This window comes from Kribbella sp. NPDC031520, from assembly GCF_055580825.1.
Genome location: NZ_JBVIKS010000002.1, coordinates 808,149 through 831,856, shown reverse-complemented (window position 1 = coordinate 831,856; position 23,708 = coordinate 808,149). Strand labels below are relative to the sequence as shown.

Here is a 23,708-nt window from a genome sequence, read left to right as displayed (position 1 = left end):
TCACCGCGCCACCTCACCGCGCCACCTCACCGCGCCACCTCACCGCGCCACCTCACCGCGCCACCTCACCGCGCCACCTCACCGCGCCACCTCACCGCGCCACCTCACCATTCCGCTTGTGCGGTTTCCCGTCCGCGGTCACCACGACATGTCCAGCACCCGTGGATCCGCATGGTTGCCTTGGGCAAGATCCACAGGGCCTGCGAATCCATCCCGAGCCTGTGGACAACAGCAACTCCCGGAAATCCCTTTAAATTAAGGGGATCCGGCTTTGAAAACTGTCGGAGGTGCCGGGTACCGTTGTGGGTATGGATGTTCTCGAAGGACGATCGGTAGTGTCGCTGAGTGACCGTGAGGTCCTGCCTGCCCTCGACTCGGTCGAGGCCGACATCACCCGCTTCGAGGAGATCCGGCTGCAACTGGTAGCCCGGATCGAAGACACTGGCATCGCCCAGGACGTCGGTGCCCGCGACGCCGTCGAGCTGGTGTCCAAGCGGTACCGGCGGGACCGTGCCGAAGTCTGGCGCGACGTCCGCCTGGCCAAAGCACTCCCCAAGTACACGGCGATAGGCAAAGCACTCGCCGACGGCATCGAACTCCCCACCGAACCCAACGCTGACAACTCCGACAACGCCGAAGGCCCCGACAAGGCTGACGATTCTGTCAGTTCGGAGGCCGGGGATGCTGAGGACACCGATGGCGATGACCTGACCGGCGTGGCTGATCCGCGGGATGTGCGGCCGATGCGGACCGCGCACGCCGCGGCGATCGTGTCCGAGCTCGAGCGGGTCCGTTCGCGGGTGCCGGTCGAGCATCTGGATGTCGTCGAGGAGCAGTTCGTCGCGCTGGCGGCGCACATGTCGCCGGCGGAGCTACGGTCCGCGGGCAGAGAGGTCTGCGATCTGCTCGATTCCGACGGCCCCGAGCCTGAAGAGCACAAGGCCGCCGCCCGTGAGTCGCTGACCCTGACACCGGCGGACCGGGGCGTGAAATTCAGGGGCTACCTGGCCAACGAGAACGCCGAAGCCCTCCGCGCGGTCGTCCACGCCGGCGCCCGCCCCCACAAAACCGTCGACGGCGAACCAGACCCCCGCTCCCGCGACAAGCGCCAGGCCGACGCACTATCAACCGCCCTGACCATCGCCGCCACCGCCTGGGACACCAACACAACCACCCCGCCGACCACCCCGCCGGTCACCCCGCCGGTCACCCCGCCGGTCACGCCGCCGGTCACGCCGCCGGTCACGCCGCCGGTCACGCCGCCGGTCACGCCGCCGGTCACGCCGCCGGTCACGCCACCCACCACGCCATTGGTCACGCCACCGGCCAGTTCACCGGTCAGCCCTCCGGCCAACTCACGAGGCACCGGCCCAACCGCCGCCTCGACCACCGGCGCGGCTGCGGCCGCGACAGCCGACCCGGTCGCAGCATCGACGGCCCGGTCATCGGCGGCACCAGCCGCCGAACCGTCCTGTGCCCCGGCCCCTGGCCCGGCTGCGACACGTTCCGCCAACGCCGCGGGTCCTGCAGTCAGCCCGGCGATTGGTAGCGCGGCTGATCCAACGACCGGCGCCGCGGAGGCTGGCACTGCGGGTGTTGTGACGGGCGGGGCTGCGGGTGTTGTGACGGATGGGGCTGCGGGTGTTGTGACGGGCGGGGCTGCGGGTGTTGTGACGGATGGGGCTGCGGGTGTTGTGACGGATGGGGCTGCGGGTGTTGTGACGGATGGGGCTGCGGGTGTTGTGACGGGCGGGGCTGCGGGTGTTGCGACGGGCGGGGCTGCGGGTGTTGCGACGGGCGGGGCTGCGGGTGTTGCGACGGGCGGGGCTGCGGGTGTTGCGACGGGGGAGGCCGCGGGTATTGCGACAGGTGAGTCTGTGGGTGGTGCTGCTGGGGGTTCGCGGCGCGGTGAGCGTGTGCCGGGGTACGGAGCGAAGGCGAACATCACTGTCACGATCGATCTGCAGGACCTGAAAGCCGCCACCGCGGACGCAATCGGCCACACCGTCTACAGCGATGGGCTTTCTGCAGCCACCATCCGCCGCCTGGCTTGCGACGCGAATGTGATTCCGATCGTGCTCGGCTCCAAGTCCGAACCACTCGACGTCGGCCGCAATGAACGCCTGGTCACCAAGGACATCCGCCGCGCTTTGAACGTCCGCGACCGCGGCTGTGTCGTCTGCGGGGCTCCACCCATCATGTGCGACGCACACCACCTGATCTCATGGCTCGACGGCGGTGAAACCACGATCACCAACCTTGCATTGCTCTGCCGCCGGCATCACACCGACCTGCACAACGGCCGCTGGACCATCACCATCACCGACGGCCAAGTCCACGTCGCCCGCCCCACCTGGGCGGACCCGCCGCCGCTACGTCGCCCAAGACAAGCAACCGGCAACCCACTCCGACCACTCTGGACATGCGAGCCGCCGATGAGTGCCGCACGCCCCGAAACCTCGACAGAAGAGCCTGCGCATTCCGTGTCGCAGGCAGCTGATCCGTGGGGTGACGGTCCGACCGCAGACAGGCCTTCGCCAGCCAAGGTAGACGCCCCCAGCAACGAAACAGCTCAACCCCAGCCAGCCCTAACCGAGCCAGCCCTAACCGAGCCAGCCCTAACCGAGCCAGCCCTAACCGAGCCAGCCCTAACCGAGCCAGCTCCGCCCGGGACAGACCTGTCCGGGGCAGACCTGTCCGGGGCAGACCTGTCCGGGGCAGACCTGGCTGGGGCAGACCTGGCTGGGGCAGACCTGGCTGGGGCAGACCTGGCTGGGGCAGACCTGGCTGGGGCAGACCTGGCCGGGCCTGCCTCGGGTGAGTCCGGGATAGATCTGAACGGGACGGCCTCACCCGAGTCGGTCCCGCCGACGACCGGCGCGGCGGGTGGTGGGCGGTTGAGCCGGTGGCGCGGGGATGCCGCTACCTACGCCGAAGCTGCACGATTCGCGGTGTGGAACGGGAACCCGGCGGACGACCCCAGCACCGAGCCTCCGGCCTTCGCAACCACCTGAACTCTCGCGGGTCTGTTGCCCCAACACCCCATCCAGCACCTTGCTGGCACCTGCTCGCAGCTGTGGCGTGGGTGGCCGAGGTCGAGGTCGTGGACGAGTCAGGGGTACTGCTGGGTTCTGCTGGTTATCGGTGGTCGCGGAGGCGGTTGGGGATCGGGTATCAAGCGCATCGACCGACCTTGCGCGCCCAGGCTGGTTTCACCTCTGCGCACCAGCCGAGAGCAGCCGGGACGAGCCTGCATGGTGACGGCGGCTCCGGCAGCCTGTACGTCGTGCGGCGCGTGCGTGCAGCAACTGCCGAGGAATCGCCCGATTCTGCTGGTGATCGGTGGTCTCGGAGGCTGTTGGGCATCGGCCATCACGCCGACCGACCGTAGCTCGCCGAGGCAGGTTTCACCTCTCCGCACCAGCCGAGATCAGCAGGGACCGCCGGGGGCAGCCGAGACAAGCCGGTATCGGTGGACGGCGGCTACGGCAGCTGCAGCGGAATCGCCCGATACCGCTGGTGATCGATGGTCACGGAGGCTGTTGGGCATCGGCCATCACGCGGAGCGGCCATGGCTCACCGAGGCAGGTTTCACTCACCTCTGCCCACCAGCCGGGAGCAGCCGCGAGCGGCCGGGAGCGCCGGGACGAGCCGGTATCGGTGACGGGCGGCTGCGGCGGGCTGCCGAGGGATCGCTTGATTCTGGGGGTTATCGGTGGTTGTGGAGGCCGTTGGGTGTTGGCCATCACGCGGACTGGCCGTGGCGCGTCGAGGCAGGTTTGCCTCTGCTCGTCGGCTGGGACCAGGTGGGATCGGTGACGGCTGTTGTGGGGGTGCCGAGGGATCGGGCGATGGCGGCAGTGGCGGTTGGCTGTTGTTCGGGGAGCTAGGTGATACCTCGCTGGGCGTCGGTTGGTTGGGGGAAGTCGATGCGCATGACTGTGCGGCGGAGGGTGGGGTGGGTGAGTTGGTGGAAGCCGGCTTCTTCGAAGGACTGGTGGGGGCCGACGTGGAGTTCGCCCCAGGTGATGGTTTTGCCGGGCTGGGTGAGCATCGGGTACGCCTCGAGGGCTTGGGCGCCGTGGCTGCGGGCGTGGTCGATCGTGGCGCGGGCCAGGTGGTAGGTGAGGCCTCGTCCGCGGAAGCCCTTGCGGACGACCATGCAGGTGACGGACCAGACCTGTTCGTCGTCCTTGTCCTCGGTGCGGTCGGTCCAGGGGATCCGCGACGTACGCAGCTTCGAGTATGCCGTCCGTGGTTCGACCGCGACCCACCCGGCCGGTTCGCCGTCGACGTACGCGATCAGGCCGCTTGTCGACGGGGCGTCCGGTGTGCCGCAGGCGGTCTGCTCCTGCAGGCGGGTCATCCGTTCGTCGAGCGTCGAGTCGCGCCAGATCCACCCGCGGATCTTGAACCGCTGGCATTGGCACTGACCCGCGTCCGCCGTACCGAAGACCGCCTGCAGGTCCTCCCACGAGGCCTGGTTGGCCGGTACGACGCGCACCTGCGTTTCCGAGATCGCCTGCATGGTCAGCACGGTAAACCCAGTTCCGGACGACGGCCGTCCGGAACCAGACCGACAGAAAGCCAAGTGGCCGGCCGCGCAGCCAGCGGGTCAGGCGACGGGGACGGTAGGGGGTTCGGCGAGGGCCAGGAGGCGGTCGAAGACTGCGGCACGGTCGAACTGCAAGGCGTACGCCCGCGCGTGTTGTTCGGCCGCTGACCGCTGCTCCAGGGTCCAGTCGCAGACGACCTCGTCGAGTACGGTCCGCAGCGTGGCCGGGTCTCGTTGCGGCACCAGCAGGGCCGTGTCACCGACCGCCTCGGGGACGCCGCCGGTTGCGCAGGTGATGATCGGACCGCCGCCGGCGAGGGCTTTCTCGACCAGAGCGATGCCGAACGTCTCGACGAACTCCGGCTGCTCGCGGGTCGGCAGTACGAACGCCGCGCTGCCGGCCATCAGCGCCGGCTTCTCCGCGTCGTCCACGTCGGTCAGCACCCGCACCCGGTCACCAAGGCCTGCGGCCGCCACCTGCGCCACCACCTCGTCCTCCTGTGGCCCGCGTCCGGCCACGACCAGCTCCACCCGCTCGGCCGACCGGGAGCCGGCGTAGGCGGCGATGAGGTCTTCGATCCCCTTCGCCGAGGCGATCCGGGACAGGAACAGTACGTACCCGTCCCGCGTGAGGCCGCGCCGGGCAAGGGTTTCGGCGATCCTGTCGTCGGTGAGCGACAGGTACGACCAGGAGTCGACCGCCGGGTACGAGATGGCGATCCGCTCCCGGCATTGCTGCGCGAACGTGGTGCCGTGCATGCCGTCGAGCGTCGCCGCCGAGGCCACGATCAGCTCCTTGGTGTACTCCGACACCGCGACACAGTGGTCGGCCGCCAGGTAGACCGAGAGGATGTGCGCGGCCGCCCCGAACCGGCCGGTGTTCACGCACTCGCGGACCACGTTGGTGATGTCGGAGCCCACCGCCTCAGCCACCGTGGTGACCCGAGCGGGCCCGATCCGGCGCGCCACCTGGACGGCTTCCTGCACGGCGATCGCATGCGGGCTCAGGTACAGCGACATGGCCACCGTCGGCACCCCGTCGCTGAACAGTTCGACCAGCCGCCCGATCAGCCCGGCCAGGTACCGCCCGTCCGGAACCCGGTAGTCGCCGACCGGACCGGGCCGCTCCACGGTGATGCCGGGGCTGTACGGCAGTACGCGATCGAGTGGCTTCATCGGCAGCCCGGCCGCCTCGAGCGCATCGAGCGGCCAGGTCACGATCCGTACGTCGTCGAAGCCGCGGGTGAGTGCCACCTCCGCGAGGCACCGCGCCTCACCGGAGTGCCCGCAGATCACCGGGTCGGCGCGGACGACGATGACCAGGCGGCGGCCGGGTACTGACGGGACGAGCGTGTCGTCGGCGATGTTCATGACTCACCTCCGGTGACGTGGTGCCGATCGGATGTGGACGGTGGCCTGATCCGGGTGCCCCAGCTGGAGGGCTGCGGGCCGAGCTCGAGGTGCAGGTTGCGGAGGTGCCGCAGTTCCCGGCCGGAGATCCAGGGGCGTTCGAGGGTCCTGCCGTTGATCGTGACGGACTGGACGTACGAGACCGGTCCGCCGGCCTCGACCGGCTCGAATCCTGACGTGGTGATCGAGAGCTCGCCGCCCTCCGGCAGCCGGGTCGTGGACTCCGCCACGGCCGGTGCGCTCAGCAGGAACAGGTTCTGTCCGGCCACCGGGAACAGCCCGAGCGTCGCCCACACGTACCACGCGGACAGCCCGCCGGAGTCGTCGTTACCCGGCAGACCACCCCGGCCGGTACCGAACTGGTTGGCGACCGCGGCATGCACCACCTCGGCGGTTCGGTCCGGCCGTCCGGCGTAGTGGTACGACCACGGCGCCTCGTAGTCCGGCTCGTTGTTCAGCCCCTCGAACCGGCACAGGCCGTACCCGGCGTTCATCTCGGCCACGCTCGGCGCCACCCCCGGCTGCGTCACCGGTACGGCGTCGTACCCGAAGAACCGGTCGAGCAGCCCCACGAACGCCTCGTCGCCGCCGGCGAGCGCGATGCGCGTGCGCATGTCGTGCAGCAGCCGGAAGGAGTAGTTCCACTTGCCGCCCTCGTAGAACGTCGAGTCCCGCAGCAGTCCGGTGGCCGGGTCGTACGCCGCCTGCCAGCCTTGGGCGAGCTCGCGCATCTGCCGGACCAGCGGCCGGTCGCGCACCTTGTCGGCGATGGCCGCGGTGCAGTGGTAGGCGTACGCGAGGTCGAGGGTGTGGCTGATCGGGTGCGCCACACCGTGCACCAGGTAGTCCTCGCCGTACGTCCGGCGCAGGTCCATCTCCAGGTGCACCATCGCCCAGTCCCAGTCGATACCGGGCAGGTCCAGCTGGCACAGGTCGGCCAGGAAGGTGTGCGCGAGCGCGCTGCCCTGCCGGGAGAAGCGGTCGGCGCCCTTGGCCATCCGGTAGCCGATCGGCAGGTTGCCCTCCTGCTCGCAGATCGACATCAACGCGCCGGCCAGCGCGACCGAACGTTCCGGGAACAGCGTCGTCATCAGCGGGAGCTGGGTGCGGTAGATGTCCCACATCGTGCAGATGTCGAACGCGTACGGGCCTTCGGTCGTCCAGGACGGGCTCTCGTCCGGGGCGAAGCACGGCTTGACCAGCGAGTGGTAGAGCGCGGTACCGAAGACCGTTGCCTGGTCGTCGGAACTGGCCTTGATCTCGACCTTGCCGAGGTGGTCGCGCCAGTCGGCTGCCGTACGGTCGCGCCGCCCGGCGAAGGTGGCCTGCCTGCGGCCGACGTCCTTGTGCAGGTTGTCGCGCGCGGTCTCGCAACCGCGTAGCGAGAACCCGAGCCGGACCTCGACGGTCTGCTCGGCGCGCGAGGGACCGATGAAGATCAGCCCGAACGGCCGCAGCGTGGTCGGCCGGATGTAGTCGAAGTCGAGCCGGGTACCGCCTGGCATCAGGCGCCGGTCGTACCACAGCAGCTGCCGCCAGCCGGGCGCGTCGACCTCCAGGTGCACGGCCAGCGGCACCCCCTCGACGTGGATCTCGCCCTGAGCGACCCCGGGCTCCAGCAGCGCCAGGTGTGCCTTCAGCGGCACCGTCCGGCTGTGCGGGATGGCCAGGCCGCCGGTCGAGGCGTCGACGACGATCCGGGCGGCGTCGTTCGCCGGGAAGGTGTACCGGTGCACCGCCGACTTGGGGCCGACCGTCAGCTCGCAGCGCACGCCCGAGCTCAGCGTCGCCGCGTAGTAGCCGGGCTCGGCCACCTCGTCGTGCAGGTCCCACGTGGTGCCCAGGTCGTCGAGCGGGCCGAGCATCGGCGTCACCCGGAAGTAGTTGTAGTACTTGCGGATCGCGCCCGTGCCGGACTGCTGGAAGTGCGTGAACCCGGAGGCGACCTGCCGGTCGTACAACCGGCCGGGTACGCCCTCGGTGTTGAAGTCGTACAGCCCGTAGCCGGTCGGGTAGGCACCGGAGTACGGGCAGGCAGAGACCATCCCGAACGGGTACATGGCGCCGGGGTGGGTGTTGCCGACCTGCGGCTTCGGCCACCACCAAGTACCGGCCAGACCCTTGGGCGCGGGCAGGTCGGTGGCGCCGGTCCCGATGAACGGGTCGACGTACTCGTACATCGGCTCACCGCCTCACCGCGGCTGACGTGGACTCTCAAAGTAGGAAGCACATATTTCGGCCGTGTGACCGAAGGAAACGCGCAGGTTACGAGCGGTCGGCCGACAGCATAAATCGGCGATCGGGTCGGAGGCCCGGCCTACGCTCCGATGCATGACAGAACTCGCGGCGACGTTCAAACAACAGGCGGTGGCGGACGCCTACCAGCATAGGCCGCCGTACCCGGACGAGGTGTTCGACCGCCTCCTGGACCTGATCACCGACGGACCGCGCCGGGTCCTCGACATCGGTGCCGGTGAGGGCGCGCTCGCCCGCCCGCTCGCGCCGCGGGTCGAGCACGTCGACGCGATCGACTTCTCCCGGCCGATGGTCGACACCGGCAAGCAGCGCCCCGGCGGCGACCACCCGAACCTCAGCTGGCAGGTGAACCCGATCGAGACCGCTGACCTCGATGGCCCGTACGCACTGGTGACGGCCGGCGCCAGCATCCACTGGATGCCCTGGGAGACGACGCTCGCGCGGATCGTCCCGCACCTGACGCCGAACGCACAGCTCGTCGTGATCGAGCACGGCCCGGTCGACATGCCCTGGTGGGACGGTGTCGTCAAGGCCATCCAGAAGCACTCCCGCAAACAGAACCACGACCCGAAGTACAGCGTCGTCGATGCCATCCGGGAGCGCGGTCTGCTCGACGTGAACGGTACGGCGCGGACCGAGCCGGTCACGTACCGCCAGCAGGTCGCGGACTACGTCGAACAGTTCCACTCGACGTCGAGCCTGGCGCGCGACCTGATGTCCCCGGAGGAGGCAGCCGACTTCGACGCGATCGTCGAGGAAGCGGTCCGCCCGTACGCGCAGGACGGCGTACTCGACCTGAAGGTCCAGGCCGAGCTCAGCTGGGGGCGGCCGAAGCTCCCAAGTTAGCTGCCCGGCCGAGGAGGTAGACCTGCTCGGGAGTGCTCTGGGTGAGCCGCGCGGCGAGCTCGTACGCCTCCCGAGCAGCGGCTGCGTCGCCCGACAGTTCGAGCAGGTGCGCCCGGACAGCCGCAAGCCGGTGATGGTCGCGAAGTGCCGGGTCCACGTCGTCGAGCAGCGCCAGCCCGGCGGCCGGCCCGTGCACCATCGCGACCGCGACGATCCGGTTCAGCGTCACCATCGGACCGGGCGCCGTCGACTCGAGGAGTTCGTACAGCATCAGGATCTCGCGCCAGTCCGTCTCGCCGGCGTCCGCGGCCGAGTCGTGGACGGCGGCGATCGCTGCCTGCAGCTGGTACGGCCCGACCGGCGCCGTTCGCAACGTGGACTCGATCAGTTCGGTGCCTTCGGCAATCGACGCCTGCTCCCACAACGTCCGGTCCTGGTCCGGCAATGGGACCAACGCACCGGTGGCCGTAGTACGTGCGGGCCGCCGCGCGTCGGTCAGCAGCATCAACGCGAGCAACCCGGCGACCTCGCCCTCGGCCGGCAACTGCGCGCGCAGCAGCCGGGTCAGCCGGATCGCCTCGGCCGACAGCTCGACCCGGTGCAGCGACGTACCGGATGAGGCCGTGTAGCCCTCGTTGAAGATCAGATAGAGCACATGCAGTACGGCGGCCAGCCGCTCGGGCTGTTCCGCGGCCGGGGGCATCGCGAACACCGCACCCTGGAGCTTCGCCTTCGCCCGGCTGATCCGCTGCCCGATCGTTGCCTCAGGCACCAGAAATGCGCGGGCGATCTCGCCGGTGGTCAGGCCGCCGACCGCACGCAGCGTCAGCGCCACCTGCGACTGCGGGGTCAGGTCCGGATGGCAGCACAGCATCAGCAACGTCAGCGAGTCGTCCTCCGACGAGGCAGGTTCCGGGGGAGTCCACGACGCGACGGTCTCCTCGCGCCGCGTCCGTGCCGCCTCGCTCCGCAGTACCTCGATCCGCCGCCGCGACGCGACCGTGATCAGCCAGCTCCGCGGATTCGCCGGTACGCCCTCACTCGGCCACTGCAGCGACGCCGCCAGCAGCGCCTCCTGGACGGCGTCCTCGCACGCGTCGAAGTCGCCGTACCGCCGGACCAGCGCGCCGAGCACCTGCGGCGCCTGCTCGCGGAGCAGTTCCTCGAGCATCAGGCGTACGCGCCGAGGTCGCGTACCGGCCGTACTTCAACAACGCTGAACGGTGCCTCCGGGATCTGCGCGACGATCTCCGCGGCGCGGTCCATCGACTCGCAGTCCAGCAGGTAGAAGCCGGCCAGCTGTTCCTTGACCTCGGCGAACGGGCCGTCGGTGGTCAGCGGCTTGCCGTCGCGGACCAGTACCTGTTTGGTGAGGGCCGGGTCGTCGAGCGATTCCGACGCGACGAGCTCCCGCCGTTCGGCGAGCTCCGCGCGCAGAGCGGCGTACCCCGCCATGCCTTCCTTCTTCTGTTCGTCGGTCAACGAGTCCCAGACCGCACGGGACTCCGGGTTGCCGTAGATCAGTACGAGGAACTTCATCTGCTCAGAGTAAGCATCACCGGGGGGTATCGATCGGGTCACCGGTTAGTAGCAGCCGTAGCGGCTTGCGGCTCGACGCGTTCAGGTGATGTGGGGACCGGATCAATTCGAAGGGCGGGCCGTGCCCCGGCATGGCCGGGCGTAAACCTGTCCGGGCGCCCCAGTAGAGTTACGACGGGTATCCAGGGTGGACAGAGGGAGGGGTCGCGTGCCGGACTTGGAAGTGTCCGACCGGGTGTGGACGATCCCGAACGCGCTCAGCTTCCTGCGGTTGCTGGGGGTGCCGCTGTTCCTGTGGCTGATTCTCGGGCCGAAGGCGGACGGCTGGGCGCTGCTCGTGCTGGCGATCTCCGGATTCACCGACTGGGCCGACGGCCAGATCGCCCGCCGGATGAACCAGACCAGCCGCCTCGGCCAGATGCTCGACCCGGTCGCCGACCGGCTGTACATCTTCGCGACCGTGATCGGCCTGGCGCTGCGCGACATCATCCCGTGGTGGCTGGCGATCGCGCTGCCGTTGCGCGACGTGCTGCTCACGCTGACGTTGCCCGCCCTGCACCGCCGCGGCTTCAACGCCCTGCCGGTGCACTTCCTCGGCAAGTCCGCCACGTTCTGCCTGCTGTACGCGTTCCCGCTGCTCCTGCTCGGCGACGGCGACAGCACCCTCAACCTGCTCGCGCGCGTGATCGGCTGGGCGTTCGCGATCTGGGGCACCGGGCTGTACTACTGGGCCGGCGCGCTGTACTTCGCCCAGCTGCGGCACCTGGTCCAGACGGTGAAACCGATCAAGGACACATCCGGGTGACCCAGCAAGCCCCTCAGCAGACGACCCCCCGGCGCGTCGACGCGTCGATGTCCCTGCTGAACAACCTGATGGCGCACCCGCTCGACGAGGGGTACGCCGTCGCCGCCCGGACCCGCTCGGACTCCGGCGGCAAGCCGATCCGCTCCCGGCACCGGATCATGCTCGTGATCGCCGCCGCCGTCCTCGGCTTCCTGCTCGCAATCGCCGCCGCGCAGAACTACCGCGCCGCACCCGAGGCGGAGAAGCAGCGCAAGGAACTGATCGACCGGATCAACCAGGCGAACGACCGGCTGAACGAGCTGCGCACCCACCAGGCGCAGCTGTCCGACGAGGTCCGCGGGCTGCAGGCGAGCGGGCTGAGCAACGACAGCGCCGGCGCCGCGCTGCAGCAGAAGCTCGACGACCTCGAGCTGCGGGCCGGCGCGATCGCGGTCACCGGCCCCGGCATCAAGGCGGTCATCGACGACGCGAAGAACGCCGACGCCAAGGAAGGCCGGCTGCTCGACGTCGACCTGCAGCAACTGGTGAACGGGCTGTGGACGGCCGGCGCGGAGGCGATCTCGGTGAACGGGCACCGGCTCACGTCGCTGACCGCGATCCGTGGCGCGGGCAGTGCGATCACGGTCGACTACAGTTCGCTGACCCCGCCGTACACAGTGCTTGCGATCGGGGACACCGCGACCATGCCGGCCCGGTTCGCGCAGAGCTCGGGCGGGCAGTGGGTGCAGTACCTGGTGAGCAACTTCGATGTCCGGATGACGATCACGACGGAGGACTCCTTGCTGGTGCCGGCCGATGCGACGATCGCGTTGCGCTACGCGAAGGTGAGGCCGAGATGATCGCCGTACTCGGCCTGGTGATCGGGGTCGTGGTCGGCCTGCTGGTCGCGCCCGACGTCCCGGAGTGGGCGCAGCCCTACCTGCCGATCGCGGTGGTGGCCGCGCTCGACGCGGTGTTCGGAGCGTTGCGCGCGTTCCTGGACGGGATCTTCGACGACAAGGTGTTCGTCGTCTCGTTCGTGTCCAACGTGCTGATCGCGGCGCTGATCGTCTACCTGGGTGACCAGCTCGGCGTCGGCTCGCAGCTGTCCACCGGTGTGGTCGTCGTGCTCGGCATCCGCATCTTCACCAACATGGCCGCGATCCGCCGGCACATCTTCCGGGCCTGATCATGAGCGACGACAAACCGGACGCGAAGCCCGAGCAGCCGGCGCCGGACGTGCCCACGCCGATGCCGAAGAAGCCGAAGACGCCGAACCTGGCCCTGCGCCGGTTGCGGACCGGGTTCAAACCGTCCCGCGGCCAGGCGATCGTCGCGGTCGTCCTCGCGCTGGTCGGCTGTGTCGCGGTCGTCCAGGTCCGGGTGAACCGCGCCGACGACGGGTACCAGAACGCCCGCCGCGAGGACCTGGTCGCGATCCTCGACGGCCTCGGCCAGAACACCCGCCGGCTGGAGAGCGAGATCGCCGACCTGGAGGAACGGAAGAACTCGCTGTCCTCCAGCGCCGACAAGTCCCAGACCGCGCGCGAGCAGGCCGAGGCCCAGATCCGCACCCTGGGCATCCTGGCCGGCACCATGGCGGCCGTCGGCCAGGGGGTCCGGATCACGCTGAACGACCCGCAGGGCAAGATGACCTCGAGCAACCTGCTGGACGCGATCGAGGAACTGCGTGACGCCGGTGCCGAGGCGATCCAGATCAACGGTGCGGTCCGCGTGGTGGCCAGTACGGACTTCGTGGACGACCCACCGGGGATCCGGATCGACGGCCAGAAGGTGACCTCGCCGTACGTCATCGAGGCGATCGGGGAGTCGCACAACCTGGCCGAGGCGGCCAACTTCCCGGGCGGCCTGGTGAGTGAGGTGACCGGTCCGCAGGTCGGCGGAACGGCCGAGGTCAACGAGCTGGACAGCGTGTCGATCACTGCCTTGCACGCGCCGGACGAGCATCGTTACGCTCGCCCGGCGGCGAGCCCCACCAAGTAGGCAGCGCTATCAATCAGAAAGAGGGACCGAAGGTGTACCCCGAAGACCTGAAGTACACGGCCGAGCACGAGTGGGTGAAGGCCGGCGAGGAGGGGCCCGCGCGGATCGGTATCACCGACTTCGCGCAGGACCAGCTCGGCGACATCGTGTACGTGCAGCTGCCCGAGGTCGGCAGCACGGTGCGGGCCGGTGACGCGTGTGGGGAGCTGGAGTCGACCAAGAGCGTGAGCGACCTGTTCGCCCCGGTGAACGGCACGGTGACGGCCGTCAACGAGGCGCTGGCCGACCAGCCGGACCTGGTGAACAGCGACCCGTACGGCGAGGGCTGGCTGCTCGACATCGACGTCGAGGACGCCGCCGAGGTGGCCGCCCTGATGGACGCCGACGCCTACAAGGGCCAGCTCGACCAGAGCTGACCACGGACTGATAGCGTTACCGGACCTCAACTGCTGGTCGAGGGTTGAGGTCCCCTCATCTTGTTCCAGCACGTCACACTGTCAATACGGGGTCTATCGAAAACGTCGCCGGACCACCGGCGATCGGGAGGATCACAGCATGCCGTTCTGCAACCAGTGCGGGCACGAGAACTCCGAGGGCAGCCGGTTCTGCTCGCAGTGCGGAGCGATGCTGCCTGGCGCGGACCGCCCCGCGGCGGCCCCGGCGCAGCCGCAGCCGGGCGTCACCGACACCGCGATGCTGACCCCGATCGGCGCCGAGCCGGAACCGGAGCAGACCGGTGAGCCGCTGACCGCCGCCGACCAGGCCGCCGTCGGCGCGCTGCCGGCCGGGTCCGCCCTGCTGATCGTCCAGCGCGGCCCGAACGCGGGCAGCCGCTTCCTGCTCGACGTCGACGTGGTCACCGCCGGCCGGCACCCGGACAGCGACATCTTCCTGGACGACGTCACCGTGTCCCGCCGGCACGCCGAGTTCCGCCGCGACGCGTACGGCGTGAAGGTCCGCGACGTCGGCAGCCTGAACGGGACGTACGTGAACCGCGACCGGATCGACGAGGTCCAGCTGAGCAACGGCGACGAGGTCCAGATCGGCAAGTACCGGCTGGTGTACTACGCCAGTGGCCAGGCCTGATCCGAACGCCGAAGAGCCGGCCGGCGGCCGCGGCATCGGCGAGGTGCTGCAGCTCCTGCAGGCGGAGTTCGCCGACGTCACGATCTCCAAGATCCGCTTCCTGGAGGCCGAGGGGCTGGTGACGCCGGCCCGGACCGCTTCTGGCTACCGCAAGTTCAGTGCCGCCGACGTCGAGCGGCTGCGGTACGTGCTGACCGCGCAGCGCGACCAGTACCTGCCGTTGAAGGTGATCAAGGAACACCTCGGCGCGATCGATCGCGGGCTGCGGCCGTCCGCCGGGGGTCCGCCGGTCGCGCCGAGTTCGTTGCCGCAGACCCCTGGTCAGCCGGTCGCCGAGGACTTCGGTGCCACCGGCACCGAGCTGCGGCTGACCCGGGAAGAGCTGCGAACCGCGGCCGGCGTACCCGCCGAACTGCTGGCCGAGCTGGAGAACCACGGCCTGGTGGTGGCCAGCGGCAACCACTACGGCGGCGACGCGATCGTGATCGCGAAGGTCGCGGCCGAGCTGGCGGCGTACGGGCTGGAACCCCGGCACCTGCGGGCGTTCCGGACCGCGGCGGACCGCGAGGTCGGCCTGATCGAGCAGGTCACCGGCCCGCGCCGGACCGAACAGACCGCGGAGCTGGCTGCGCTCACTGTGCGTCTGCACACAGCTCTCGTGCGGTCCCGTCTCCCACGTCCCTAGCTCATCCTCCAGCCCGTCCCTGGCTTGTCCACAGGCCGAACCCCGCGGGCCCACCCGGGGCTCCGGCTCGGAGTAGGCTGGAGTCGTGCGCGAAGTCGACGTGGTCGGAGTCCGGGTGGAGATGCCCTCGAGTCAGCCGATCGTGCTGCTCCGGGAGGTCGGCGGAGAGCGGTACCTGCCGATCTGGATCGGTGCTGCCGAGGCGAGTGCGATCGCTTTCGCCCAGCAGGGCATGGAACCGCCCCGGCCGCTGACCCACGACCTGTTCGCGGAAACCATCCGGGTGCTCGGGCACACGCTCAGCGAGGTCCGGATCGTGAACCTGACCGACGGCGTCTTCGAGGCGATCCTGGTGTTCGACGACTCGACCGAGATCTCGGCCCGGCCGTCGGACTCGATCGCGATCGCGCTGCGTACCGGCACCCCGGTGTTCTGCGCGGAGGAGATCCTCGCCGAGGCCGGCGTACCGATCCCGGAGAGTGAGGCCACCGGCACCGACGAGGTGCAGGAGGAAGAGGAGGTCGAGCGGTTCCGCGAGTTCCTGGACCAGGTGACTCCGGAGGACTTCGACAAGAGCTGACCGCGCATCCCGCCGTACAAGAGCGACTAGGTAACGATTCGTACGGCGGTCGCGACACGCTCCCGGCTCGATGCGGTTGTCGTTGACCCGCCTCGGGCGGCGGCTTACCGTGAAGGAGTCGTGGGGTGGTGTCACTCCACGGAGATGACTCGTTCCAGTCGGTATCCAGGGAGGCTCAGGCGTGACACGCACCGGGGACACGGATCTGACGGCGCAGTCGGCGTCCGACGCGCACGCCGAAGCGGCCAAGACCGCCGGCGTCCAGGGTCTGCTGTTCGACGACGACCTGCGGCCGATGCCGGAGGACGTCGGGTTCCGGGGTCCGACGGCCTGTGCCGCCGCCGGGATCACCTACCGGCAGCTCGACTACTGGGCCCGTACCGGCCTGGTCTCGCCGTCGGTGCGCCCGGCGACCGGCTCGGGCACGCAACGGCTGTACGGTTTCCGTGACGTGCTGTTGCTGAAAGTGATCAAGCGGCTGCTGGACGCGGGGATCTCGCTGCAGCAGATCCGGACCGCGATCGCGCATCTGAGCAAGCGCGGCTTCGACGACCTGACCCAGATCACGCTGATGAGTGACGGCGCCTCGGTCTACATGTGCACCTCGCCGGACGAGGTCATCGATCTGCTGGCCGGCGGCCAGGGCGTGTTCGGGATCGCGCTCGGCGGCGTCTGGCGCGAGGTCGAGGGTTCGCTGTCCGAGCTGCCGACCGAGCGGGCCGACGGCCACGACGAAGACGGCGCCGACGGGCACGCCGGCGACGAACTCGCCGCCCGCCGCCGCGCACGGATGACCGGCTGACACAGCTTCCTTTGTTCGCCCACTCACTGCAGACTCGCTCCGCGGTGAGTGGGCGACTTTGTTGTCGCCGGAGGCCGCTGCCCGAACTGTTCGCGAATTCCTGGTAGCCTCGTTTCAGCCGTACACAGCACTCGGGAGAGTCCCGTCTCATCGGGCGCCGAAGGGGCAATTCCTCCCCGGAACCTCTCAGGCCCATGGACCGAGTGTGACAGGCGACTCTGAAGCGCAGCAGCGTGACAGAGGGGGAGGCCACCGGCAGCGACAGTCAGCATCGGAGCCTCTAGTGAACGACACCCCCCAGCTTTCGGCGACGTTCGCCGACCGGCACATCGGTCCGCGCCAGGACGAGATCGCCAGGATGGTCCAGGCCCTCGGGTACGACGACGTCGACGCGCTGGTCGACGCCGCGGTCCCGGCCTCGATCCGTTCCGCCGAGGCGCTGCGGCTGCCCGAACCGGCCTCCGAGGTGGACGCGCTGACCGAGCTGCGCCAGCTCGCGGCCCGCAACAACGTCGCGACCTCGATGATCGGCCAGGGGTACTACGGCACCTTCACGCCGTCGGTCATCGTCCGCCGCCTGGTCGAGAACCCGGCCTGGTACACGGCCTACACGCCGTACCAGCCGGAGATCTCCCAGGGCCGGCTCGAGGCTCTGCTGAACTTCCAGACCGTCGTGTCCGACCTGACCGGCCTGACGACCGCGAACGCGTCGCTGCTCGACGAGGGCACCGCGGCCGCCGAGGCGATGACGCTCGCGCACCGCTCTAACAAGAAGAGTAAGTCCGAGCGCTTCCTCGTCGACGCGGACTGCTTCGCGCAGACGATCGCGGTCGTACAGACCCGCGCGCAGGCGCTCGGCATCGAGGTCGTCGTCGCCGACACCACCGACGGCCTGCCCGAGGGTGACTTCTTCGGCTTCCTGGTGCAGTACCCGGGTTCCAACGGGGCCGTACGGGACCTGAAGCCGCTGATCGCAGCCGCCCACGAGCGCGACACCCTGGTTGCCGTCGCGTCCGACCTGCTCGCGCTGACGGTGCTCGAGGCCCCGGGTGAGGCCGGTGCGGACATCGTCATCGGTTCGTCGCAGCGCTTCGGCGTACCGCTGTTCTACGGCGGCCCGCACGCCGGCTTCATGTCCGTACGCTCGGGCCTTGAGCGGTCGTTGCCCGGTCGCCTCGTCGGCGTGTCCGTCGACGCCGACGGCTCGCCGGCGTACCGCTTGGCGCTGCAGACGCGTGAGCAGCACATCCGCCGCGAGAAGGCGACCTCGAACATCTGTACGGCGCAGGTCCTGCTCGCGGTCGTCGCGTCGATGTACGCCGTCTACCACGGGCCGGACGGTCTTCGCGCGATCGCCGAGCGCGTGCATGCGTACGCCGGGAAGCTTGCCGCCTCGCTGCGCGCCAGCGGCGTCGAGGTCGTGCACGACGACTTCTTCGACACCGTCCTTGCCCGCGTCCCGGGCCGCGCCGCCGACGTCGTGGACGCCGCCCGGCAGAACGGGATCTGGCTGCGCCTTGTCGACGCGGACCACGTCGGCATCTCCTGCGACGAGAAGACCGACGTCGCGACGCTGACCCGGGTCTGCCAGTCCTTCGGCGGTCAGTACGACGGCACGCTCGAGGCCGCCGCGATCGCCGTACCGCGGACCACCGAGTACCTGACGCACCCGGTGTTCAACACGCACCGCTCCGAGACGGCGATGCTGCGGTACCTGCGCAAGCTGTCCGACAGGGACTACGCGCTGGACCGCGGCATGATCCCGCTCGGGTCCTGCACGATGAAGCTGAACGCGACCACCGAGATGGAGCCGGTCACCTGGCCGGAGTTCGCCGATGTGCACCCGTTCGCGCCGATCGAGGACGCGGCCGGGTACGTGAAGCTGATCGGCCAGCTGGAGCGCTGGCTGGCCGAGGTCACCGGCTACGCGAAGGTGTCGATCCAGCCGAACGCGGGCTCCCAGGGCGAGCTCGCCGGGCTGCTCGCGATCCGCGGGTACCACCACGGGCGCGGGGACGTGGACCGCAACGTCTGCCTGATCCCGGCGTCCGCGCACGGCACCAACGCCGCGTCCGCGGTGATGGCCGGCATGAAGGTAGTCGTTGTCAAGGGCAACGAAGACGGAACCATCAACCTCGACGACCTGCGGGCCAAGGCCTCTGAGCACGCCGACCGGCTGGCCGCGATCATGATCACGTACCCGTCGACGCACGGTGTGTACGAGGAGAGCGTCCGCGAGGTCTGCCAGGTCGTCCACGACCACGGCGGCCAGGTGTACGTCGACGGCGCGAACCTGAACGCCCTGCTCGGGCTCGCGAAGCCGGGCGAGTTCGGCGGCGACGTCAGCCACCTGAACCTGCACAAGACGTTCTGCATCCCGCACGGCGGCGGCGGTCCGGGCGTCGGGCCGGTCGCGGTCGCGGAGCACCTCGCGCCGTACCTGCCGAACCACCCGCTGCTCGACCAGGCCGGTCCGGAGTCCGGCGTCGGCCCGATCAGCGCGGCGCCGTTCGGGTCCGCGGGCGTGCTGGCGATCTCCTGGGCGTACATCCGGATGATGGGTGCGTCCGGGCTGACCGACGCGACGAAGGCCGCCGTACTGACCGCGAACTACGTGGCGAAGCGGCTCGAGGGCGCGTTCCCGGTGCTGTACACCGGCGAGAACGGCCTGGTCGCGCACGAGTGCATCCTGGATCTGCGGCCGATGACCAAGGACACCGGCATCACCGTCGACGACGTCGCGAAGCGGCTGATCGACTACGGGTTCCACGCGCCGACGATGTCGTTCCCGGTAGCCGGCACGCTGATGGTCGAGCCGACCGAGTCCGAGGACCTGGGCGAACTGGACCGGTTCTGCGACGCGATGATCGCGATCCGGCACGAGATCGACCGGGTCGCCGCGGGCGAGTGGCCGGCCACCGACAACCCGCTGGTGAACGCGCCGCACACCGCCGAGTCGGTGATCAACGACAAGTGGGAGCACACCTACACGCGCGAGGAGGCCGCCTTCCCGCGCTCGGTGGACCGCGCGTCGAAGTACTGGCCGCCGGTCCGCCGCATCGACGGCGCCTACGGCGACCGCAACCTGATCTGCTCCTGCCCGGCACCGGAGGCTTTTGAGTAATGTCCCTGCGTTCTGAAACCGCCGCCGCTTTGTACGCCGAGGTGGCGGCGGCGCAGGGGGAGTCGAAGTTGCCGTCGGTCAACGCCGGGGTGGTGCGGGACGGGGCCCTGGTGTGGACGGGTTCGCGGGGGCGGTTCGCCACCGGGGACGGTGCGCTACCGGGTGCGGACGTGCAGTACCGGATCGGGTCGATCACCAAGACGATGACGGCGATCCTGGTGATGCAGTGCCGGGACGACGGACTGCTGTCGCTGAACGATGCCGTCGGCAAGCATCTGCCGGGGATCGCGTACGGGGACCGGACGATCCGGCACCTGCTCGCGCACAGCGGCGGGATGAACGCGGAGCCCGAGGGTCCGTGGTGGGAGCGGAATCCGGGGGTCTCGTTCGACGAGCTGACCGCGGCGATGAGCGACACGCACGCGGCCGGCCCCGCGGATCGCCGGCACCACTACTCGAACCTCGGGTACGGCCTGCTCGGCGAGATCGTCGCCCGGCTGCGCGGTACGTCCTGGCTCGAGCTGGTCCAGGAGCGCATCCTCGGGCCGTTGGAGATGCGGCGTACGACGTACTTCCCGCAGGCACCGGCCGCACAAGGGTTCTCGGTGCACCCGTTCAGCGGGCAGCTCGACCCGGAGCCGGCGCACGACTCGGGTGCGATGGCGCCGGCCGGGCAGTTGTGGAGCACGATCGAGGACCTGGCGCGGTACGCGTCGTTCTGGATCGACCCGGTGCCCGAGCTGCTCAGCCGGGACACCGTCGAGGAGATGGCGACGCCGGTCGCGTCCGATCCGCGCGAAGGGCTGAACGCGTCGTACGGCCTCGGCCTGCGGCTGATCGCGGACGACCCGCAGCTGCTGATCGGCCACACCGGTTCGATGCCGGGCTTCCTGGCCGGGCTGTTCGTGGACCGGGTGCGCCGGATCGGCGCCGTCACGCTCGGCAACGCGACGTACGGCCGGGTCGCCTCGCTGGCGCCGGACCTGATCCGGATCCTGGCGCGGTACGAACCGCCGATCACGCAGGAGTGGGTCCCGGAGCCGACGCTTGCCCAGGGCACCGACCTGCTCGGCCACTGGTACTGGGGCAACACGCCGATGACCATCACGGTCTCCGGCGGCATCCTGCAGCTGTCCGGCGGCCTCGCCACCCGCCTGTCGCCGCTGGCCCCGGACCTGTACCTGGGCCGGGACGGCTACCTGGCCGGCGAGAAGCTCCAGGTGGTTCGTGACGGCGGGACGATCAGCCACCTGACCGTCGCCACCTTCGTCCTGACCAGAACGCCGTACGGCCGCCAGTAGCTGTCAGCCCGCTGTCAGCACCGTGTCAGCACGCCCGGTGACAGTGGTTGCATGACGAACTCCATCGCTCTCACCGACACCGACAAGACCACGCTCGCCGTCGCCGCCCACGGCGCGATCGCGCTCATCACCGCCGCCGGCGTGAAGTCAGCCGGCAAGGTCGCCGTCGCAGGCTCCCTGGCCCTGGCCTCCGCCACGGGCCCGGTCGGGCACGCCCTGGACGAGAAGCAGAAGGGCCTCAAGCTCGACGGCAAGTCCACCGCCGAACTGGCCGACCAGGTCTTCCCGGCGCTGACCGCGTCCATGCACCTGCTCAAGGACCAGGACGCGGCCGCCGCCGACGACTTCCGCAGCACCGTCCTCACCGCCGTCGAAGCCGGCTCCCGCGCCGAACGCGGCGGCACCGGCCCCGCGATGACCGAGATGATCCGCAAGATCACCAACGCCCTCGACGCCTGACCGACCTTTCCTGCCCGGAGGCAGACGGAAATGTTCCATCGCATTGGGCGGGTTGCCGTCCGTCATCCCCTGTGGACGATCCTGGCCTGGCTGGTGATCGCGGTCGCCGTCGTTGCGACCGCTCCGAGCCTGCCGTCGAGCAGTGATCAGAGCAGCTTCCTGCCGAAGAGCTACGAGTCGATCCAGGCCGCGGAGCTCCAGCAGAGCGCGTTCCCGAGCGCGTTCACGCCGTCGGCCATCGTCCTGTACCAGCGTTCCGACGGTGGCCGGCTGACTCCGGCCGACCTGAAGGACGCCGCGAACATCACCACCGCGCTCGGCGCGAAGAAGATCGACCAGGTCGAGCAGGTCGTGCCTGGTCCACCGTCGAAGGACGGCCGCTACGTACTCGGGCTGGTCTCGATGAACACCGACAATGCCGGCCAGCAGAGTCAGCTCGACGCCGCGAAGATCCTGCGCGACGACGCGAAGTCGCTGACGAAGGGCAGCCAGCTCGACGCCAAGCTCGGCGGGTCGGCGGCGCAGGGGCTCGACCAGCAGGAGTCGTCGACGCGCGCCAACACGCTGACGTTCGTCGGTACGTTCGCGATCATCCTGATCACGCTGCTGATCATCTTCCGGTCGCCGATCCTCGCGCTGCTGCCGCTGCTCGTCCTGCTCGCACTGGTGTCCTCGACGGCCAACGGGCTGATCGCCGACGCCACGAAGTTGTTCGGGCTCGAGGCGAGCAGTTCGATCTCGGCGCTGCTGATCGTCGTACTGCTCGGGGTCGGCACCGACTACTACCTGTTCCTGATGTTCCGCTATCGCGAGCGTCTGCGGGCCGGTGACCAGTCCAAGGAGGCGATGATCAACGCGGTCGGACGCGTCGGCGAGGCGATCGCCTCGGCGGCCGGTGCGGTCATGATCGCGTTCCTCGCGCTGCTGCTGTCGACCCTCGGTTTCCTCCGGCAGATGGGGCCGGCGCTGGCCATCACGGTCGCGGTGACGCTGGTCGCCGCGCTGACGCTGTTCCCCGCGATCTGCTCGCTGATCCCGCCGCGGGTGTTGTTCTGGCCGTCGAAGGCGTGGCGGAAGGAGCCTTCGAACGCTCGGTTCGCGGCGCTCGGCCGCGGAGTACAACGCCGACCGGCCCTCTTCGCGGCGGTGTCCGGGATCGTGATGGTCGCACTGGCGCTCGGCACGCTCGGCTTCAAGGCGACCTTCGACCTGGCGGCCGGTTCGATGCCGAAGACGAAGGAGTCGATGGTCGTCCAGACCGAGATGCAGGACGCGTACTCCGCTGGTGCCGCTGAGCCGACCTCGGTGCTGGTGACCACGACCGATGGCGGACGCCTCGACGCCGCAGCGTTGCCGGCGTACGAGAAGAAGCTCGGCGCGGTCGCGGGCGTTGCCGACGTACAGCCGGCCGCGCTCAGTAAGGACGGCCGGACCGCGAACATCACGGTCACGCTCGCCTACGGGTCGGCGACGGATCAGGCGATCCGTACGGTCGGCGACGTACGGGAGGTCGCGCACGCCGACGCGCCGCCGGGTACGAAGGCGCTGGTCGGCGGCATGTCGTCGATCTACAAGGACATCAACGCGGCGGTCAACCACGACTACCGCACCGTGTTCCCGCTGGCCGCGCTGCTGATCATGATCATCCTCGGCCTCCTGCTGCGCAGCGTCGTGGCGCCTTGGTACCTGATGGTGTCGGTGGGACTGGGCTTCGGCGCGACCCTCGGAGCGACCGTGCTGATCTTCCAGAACAGCCTGGGGAATTCGGGCCTGATGTTCATGCTGCCGGTGATCATGTACCTGTTCGTCGTTGCCATCGGCACCGACTACAACATCCTGATGATCGCCAGGCTCCGCGAAGAGGCGCGGGAGGGCCGCGATCCGCGCGAGGCGGCGAGCATGGCGGTCCGGCACGCGGGTCCGACGGTCGCCGCGGCCGGGTTCATCCTCGCGGCGACGTTCGCCACGTTGATGCTGGCCGGCAACTCCCTCCTGACCGAGATGGGCTTCGCCGTCTCCTTCGGCATCGTCGTGGCCGCGTTCGTGATGGCGATGTTCTTCACCCCCAGCCTGACCGCCCTCATCGGCCACGCCGCCTGGTGGCCAGGCCACCAGGATCGCCAATCCCCTCCCGACCACTCCACTCCCGACCCAAGACCCTTGGAGCCCGCCAACCGAGCCTGACCTCCGACGGCGGCCGTGCCCTGCACGGCCGCCTCACGAGCGAACCGTGACGATCGCCACTCCTGGGGTGGTCGAGTTGACACAATGAGTGCG

The 23,708-nt window shown here is 69.6% G+C and carries 20 protein-coding genes and 1 riboswitch; of the genes, 15 read left to right on the top strand and 5 right to left on the bottom strand.

Annotated features, from left to right (window positions below; all coding sequences use genetic code 11):
• Nucleotides 1–308: 308 nt before the first annotated feature.
• Nucleotides 309–3,014 carry a DUF222 domain-containing protein gene (locus tag ACZ5BU_RS12675; protein WP_465698264.1) on the top strand — a complete coding sequence of 902 codons (2,706 nt, stop codon included), beginning with the start codon at nt 309–311 and terminating at the stop codon, nt 3,012–3,014.
• Between the two features lie 872 nt (nt 3,015–3,886).
• On the opposite strand, the gene ACZ5BU_RS12670 is transcribed toward ACZ5BU_RS12675, so the two are convergent.
• The 3 genes from ACZ5BU_RS12670 to ACZ5BU_RS12660 form a co-directional block, all read right to left on the bottom strand.
• Nucleotides 3,887–4,528: a GNAT family N-acetyltransferase gene (locus ACZ5BU_RS12670; RefSeq protein ID WP_465698262.1), complete on the bottom strand. Its 642-nt coding sequence runs from the start codon at nt 4,526–4,528 to the stop codon at nt 3,887–3,889.
• 87 nt (nt 4,529–4,615) lie between these two features.
• Complete coding sequence (locus ACZ5BU_RS12665) at nt 4,616–5,926, bottom strand: glycosyltransferase (protein WP_465698260.1); 1,311 nt, start codon at nt 5,924–5,926, stop codon at nt 4,616–4,618.
• Nucleotides 5,923–8,145, bottom strand: coding sequence for a glycoside hydrolase domain-containing protein (locus tag ACZ5BU_RS12660; protein WP_465698258.1), 2,223 nt, complete (start codon nt 8,143–8,145; stop codon nt 5,923–5,925). Before ACZ5BU_RS12660 ends, ACZ5BU_RS12665 begins: the two co-directional genes overlap by 4 nt.
• A gap of 151 nt (nt 8,146–8,296) precedes the next feature.
• Between ACZ5BU_RS12660 and ACZ5BU_RS12655 the strand changes: the two genes are divergently transcribed.
• A complete protein-coding gene (locus tag ACZ5BU_RS12655) occupies nt 8,297–9,067 on the top strand; it encodes a class I SAM-dependent methyltransferase (protein ID WP_465698256.1) in 771 nt (256 codons plus the stop codon).
• Here the strand turns inward: ACZ5BU_RS12655 and ACZ5BU_RS12650 are convergent.
• Nucleotides 9,036–10,238 (bottom strand): RNA polymerase sigma factor, encoded by a 1,203-nt coding sequence (locus ACZ5BU_RS12650; RefSeq protein WP_465698254.1) that lies wholly within the window; start codon nt 10,236–10,238, stop codon nt 9,036–9,038. The two genes, ACZ5BU_RS12655 and ACZ5BU_RS12650, sit on opposite strands and share 32 nt — an antisense overlap.
• Nucleotides 10,238–10,606 carry a YciI family protein gene (locus ACZ5BU_RS12645; protein WP_465698252.1) on the bottom strand — a complete coding sequence of 123 codons (369 nt, stop codon included), beginning with the start codon at nt 10,604–10,606 and terminating at the stop codon, nt 10,238–10,240. Before ACZ5BU_RS12645 ends, ACZ5BU_RS12650 begins: the two co-directional genes overlap by 1 nt.
• A 208-nt stretch (nt 10,607–10,814) precedes the next feature.
• On the opposite strand from ACZ5BU_RS12645, the gene ACZ5BU_RS12640 reads away from it, so the two are divergent.
• The 13 genes from ACZ5BU_RS12640 to ACZ5BU_RS12580 all read left to right on the top strand — a co-directional run bounded on the left by ACZ5BU_RS12640 (nt 10,815) and on the right by ACZ5BU_RS12580 (nt 23,615).
• Nucleotides 10,815–11,411, top strand: a complete 597-nt coding sequence (locus ACZ5BU_RS12640; RefSeq protein ID WP_465698250.1) for a CDP-alcohol phosphatidyltransferase family protein — start codon at nt 10,815–10,817, stop codon at nt 11,409–11,411.
• A complete protein-coding gene (locus tag ACZ5BU_RS12635) occupies nt 11,408–12,250 on the top strand; it encodes a DUF881 domain-containing protein (protein WP_465698248.1) in 843 nt (280 codons plus the stop codon). Before ACZ5BU_RS12640 ends, ACZ5BU_RS12635 begins: the two co-directional genes overlap by 4 nt.
• Nucleotides 12,247–12,579 carry a small basic family protein gene (locus tag ACZ5BU_RS12630; protein ID WP_132285273.1) on the top strand — a complete coding sequence of 111 codons (333 nt, stop codon included), beginning with the start codon at nt 12,247–12,249 and terminating at the stop codon, nt 12,577–12,579. Before ACZ5BU_RS12635 ends, ACZ5BU_RS12630 begins: the two co-directional genes overlap by 4 nt.
• Before the next feature lie 2 nt (nt 12,580–12,581).
• Nucleotides 12,582–13,394 carry a DUF881 domain-containing protein gene (locus tag ACZ5BU_RS12625; protein ID WP_465698245.1) on the top strand — a complete coding sequence of 271 codons (813 nt, stop codon included), beginning with the start codon at nt 12,582–12,584 and terminating at the stop codon, nt 13,392–13,394.
• Nucleotides 13,395–13,426: 32 nt separating this feature from the next.
• Entirely contained in the window at nt 13,427–13,810 is a 384-nt protein-coding gene (gene gcvH / locus ACZ5BU_RS12620; protein WP_465698243.1) for a glycine cleavage system protein GcvH, read from the top strand.
• 139 nt (nt 13,811–13,949) lie between these two features.
• Nucleotides 13,950–14,480: an FHA domain-containing protein gene (locus ACZ5BU_RS12615; RefSeq protein ID WP_465698241.1), complete on the top strand. Its 531-nt coding sequence runs from the start codon at nt 13,950–13,952 to the stop codon at nt 14,478–14,480.
• Nucleotides 14,467–15,165, top strand: coding sequence for a transcriptional regulator FtsR (gene ftsR, locus ACZ5BU_RS12610; RefSeq protein ID WP_465698239.1), 699 nt, complete (start codon nt 14,467–14,469; stop codon nt 15,163–15,165). Before ACZ5BU_RS12615 ends, ftsR begins: the two co-directional genes overlap by 14 nt.
• Before the next feature lie 85 nt (nt 15,166–15,250).
• Complete coding sequence (locus ACZ5BU_RS12605; protein ID WP_465698237.1) at nt 15,251–15,745, top strand: bifunctional nuclease family protein; 495 nt, start codon at nt 15,251–15,253, stop codon at nt 15,743–15,745.
• 295 nt (nt 15,746–16,040) lie between these two features.
• Complete coding sequence (locus tag ACZ5BU_RS12600; RefSeq protein ID WP_465699252.1) at nt 16,041–16,547, top strand: MerR family transcriptional regulator; 507 nt, start codon at nt 16,041–16,043, stop codon at nt 16,545–16,547.
• A 122-nt stretch (nt 16,548–16,669) separates the two neighbouring features.
• Nucleotides 16,670–16,759, top strand: a riboswitch (glycine riboswitch).
• A gap of 71 nt (nt 16,760–16,830) precedes the next feature.
• The gene (gene gcvP / locus ACZ5BU_RS12595; protein WP_465698235.1) at nt 16,831–19,671 is read left to right on the top strand and encodes an aminomethyl-transferring glycine dehydrogenase; all 2,841 of its coding nucleotides are present in this window, start codon (nt 16,831–16,833) and stop codon (nt 19,669–19,671) included.
• Nucleotides 19,671–20,972 carry a serine hydrolase domain-containing protein gene (locus tag ACZ5BU_RS12590; RefSeq protein WP_465698233.1) on the top strand — a complete coding sequence of 434 codons (1,302 nt, stop codon included), beginning with the start codon at nt 19,671–19,673 and terminating at the stop codon, nt 20,970–20,972. The genes gcvP and ACZ5BU_RS12590 overlap by 1 nt, the downstream gene beginning before the upstream one ends.
• 51 nt (nt 20,973–21,023) lie before the next feature.
• Complete coding sequence (locus ACZ5BU_RS12585; protein ID WP_465698231.1) at nt 21,024–21,431, top strand: hypothetical protein; 408 nt, start codon at nt 21,024–21,026, stop codon at nt 21,429–21,431.
• Between the two features lie 30 nt (nt 21,432–21,461).
• The gene (locus tag ACZ5BU_RS12580; RefSeq protein ID WP_465698229.1) at nt 21,462–23,615 is read left to right on the top strand and encodes an MMPL family transporter; all 2,154 of its coding nucleotides are present in this window, start codon (nt 21,462–21,464) and stop codon (nt 23,613–23,615) included.
• Nucleotides 23,616–23,708: the final 93 nt, after the last annotated feature.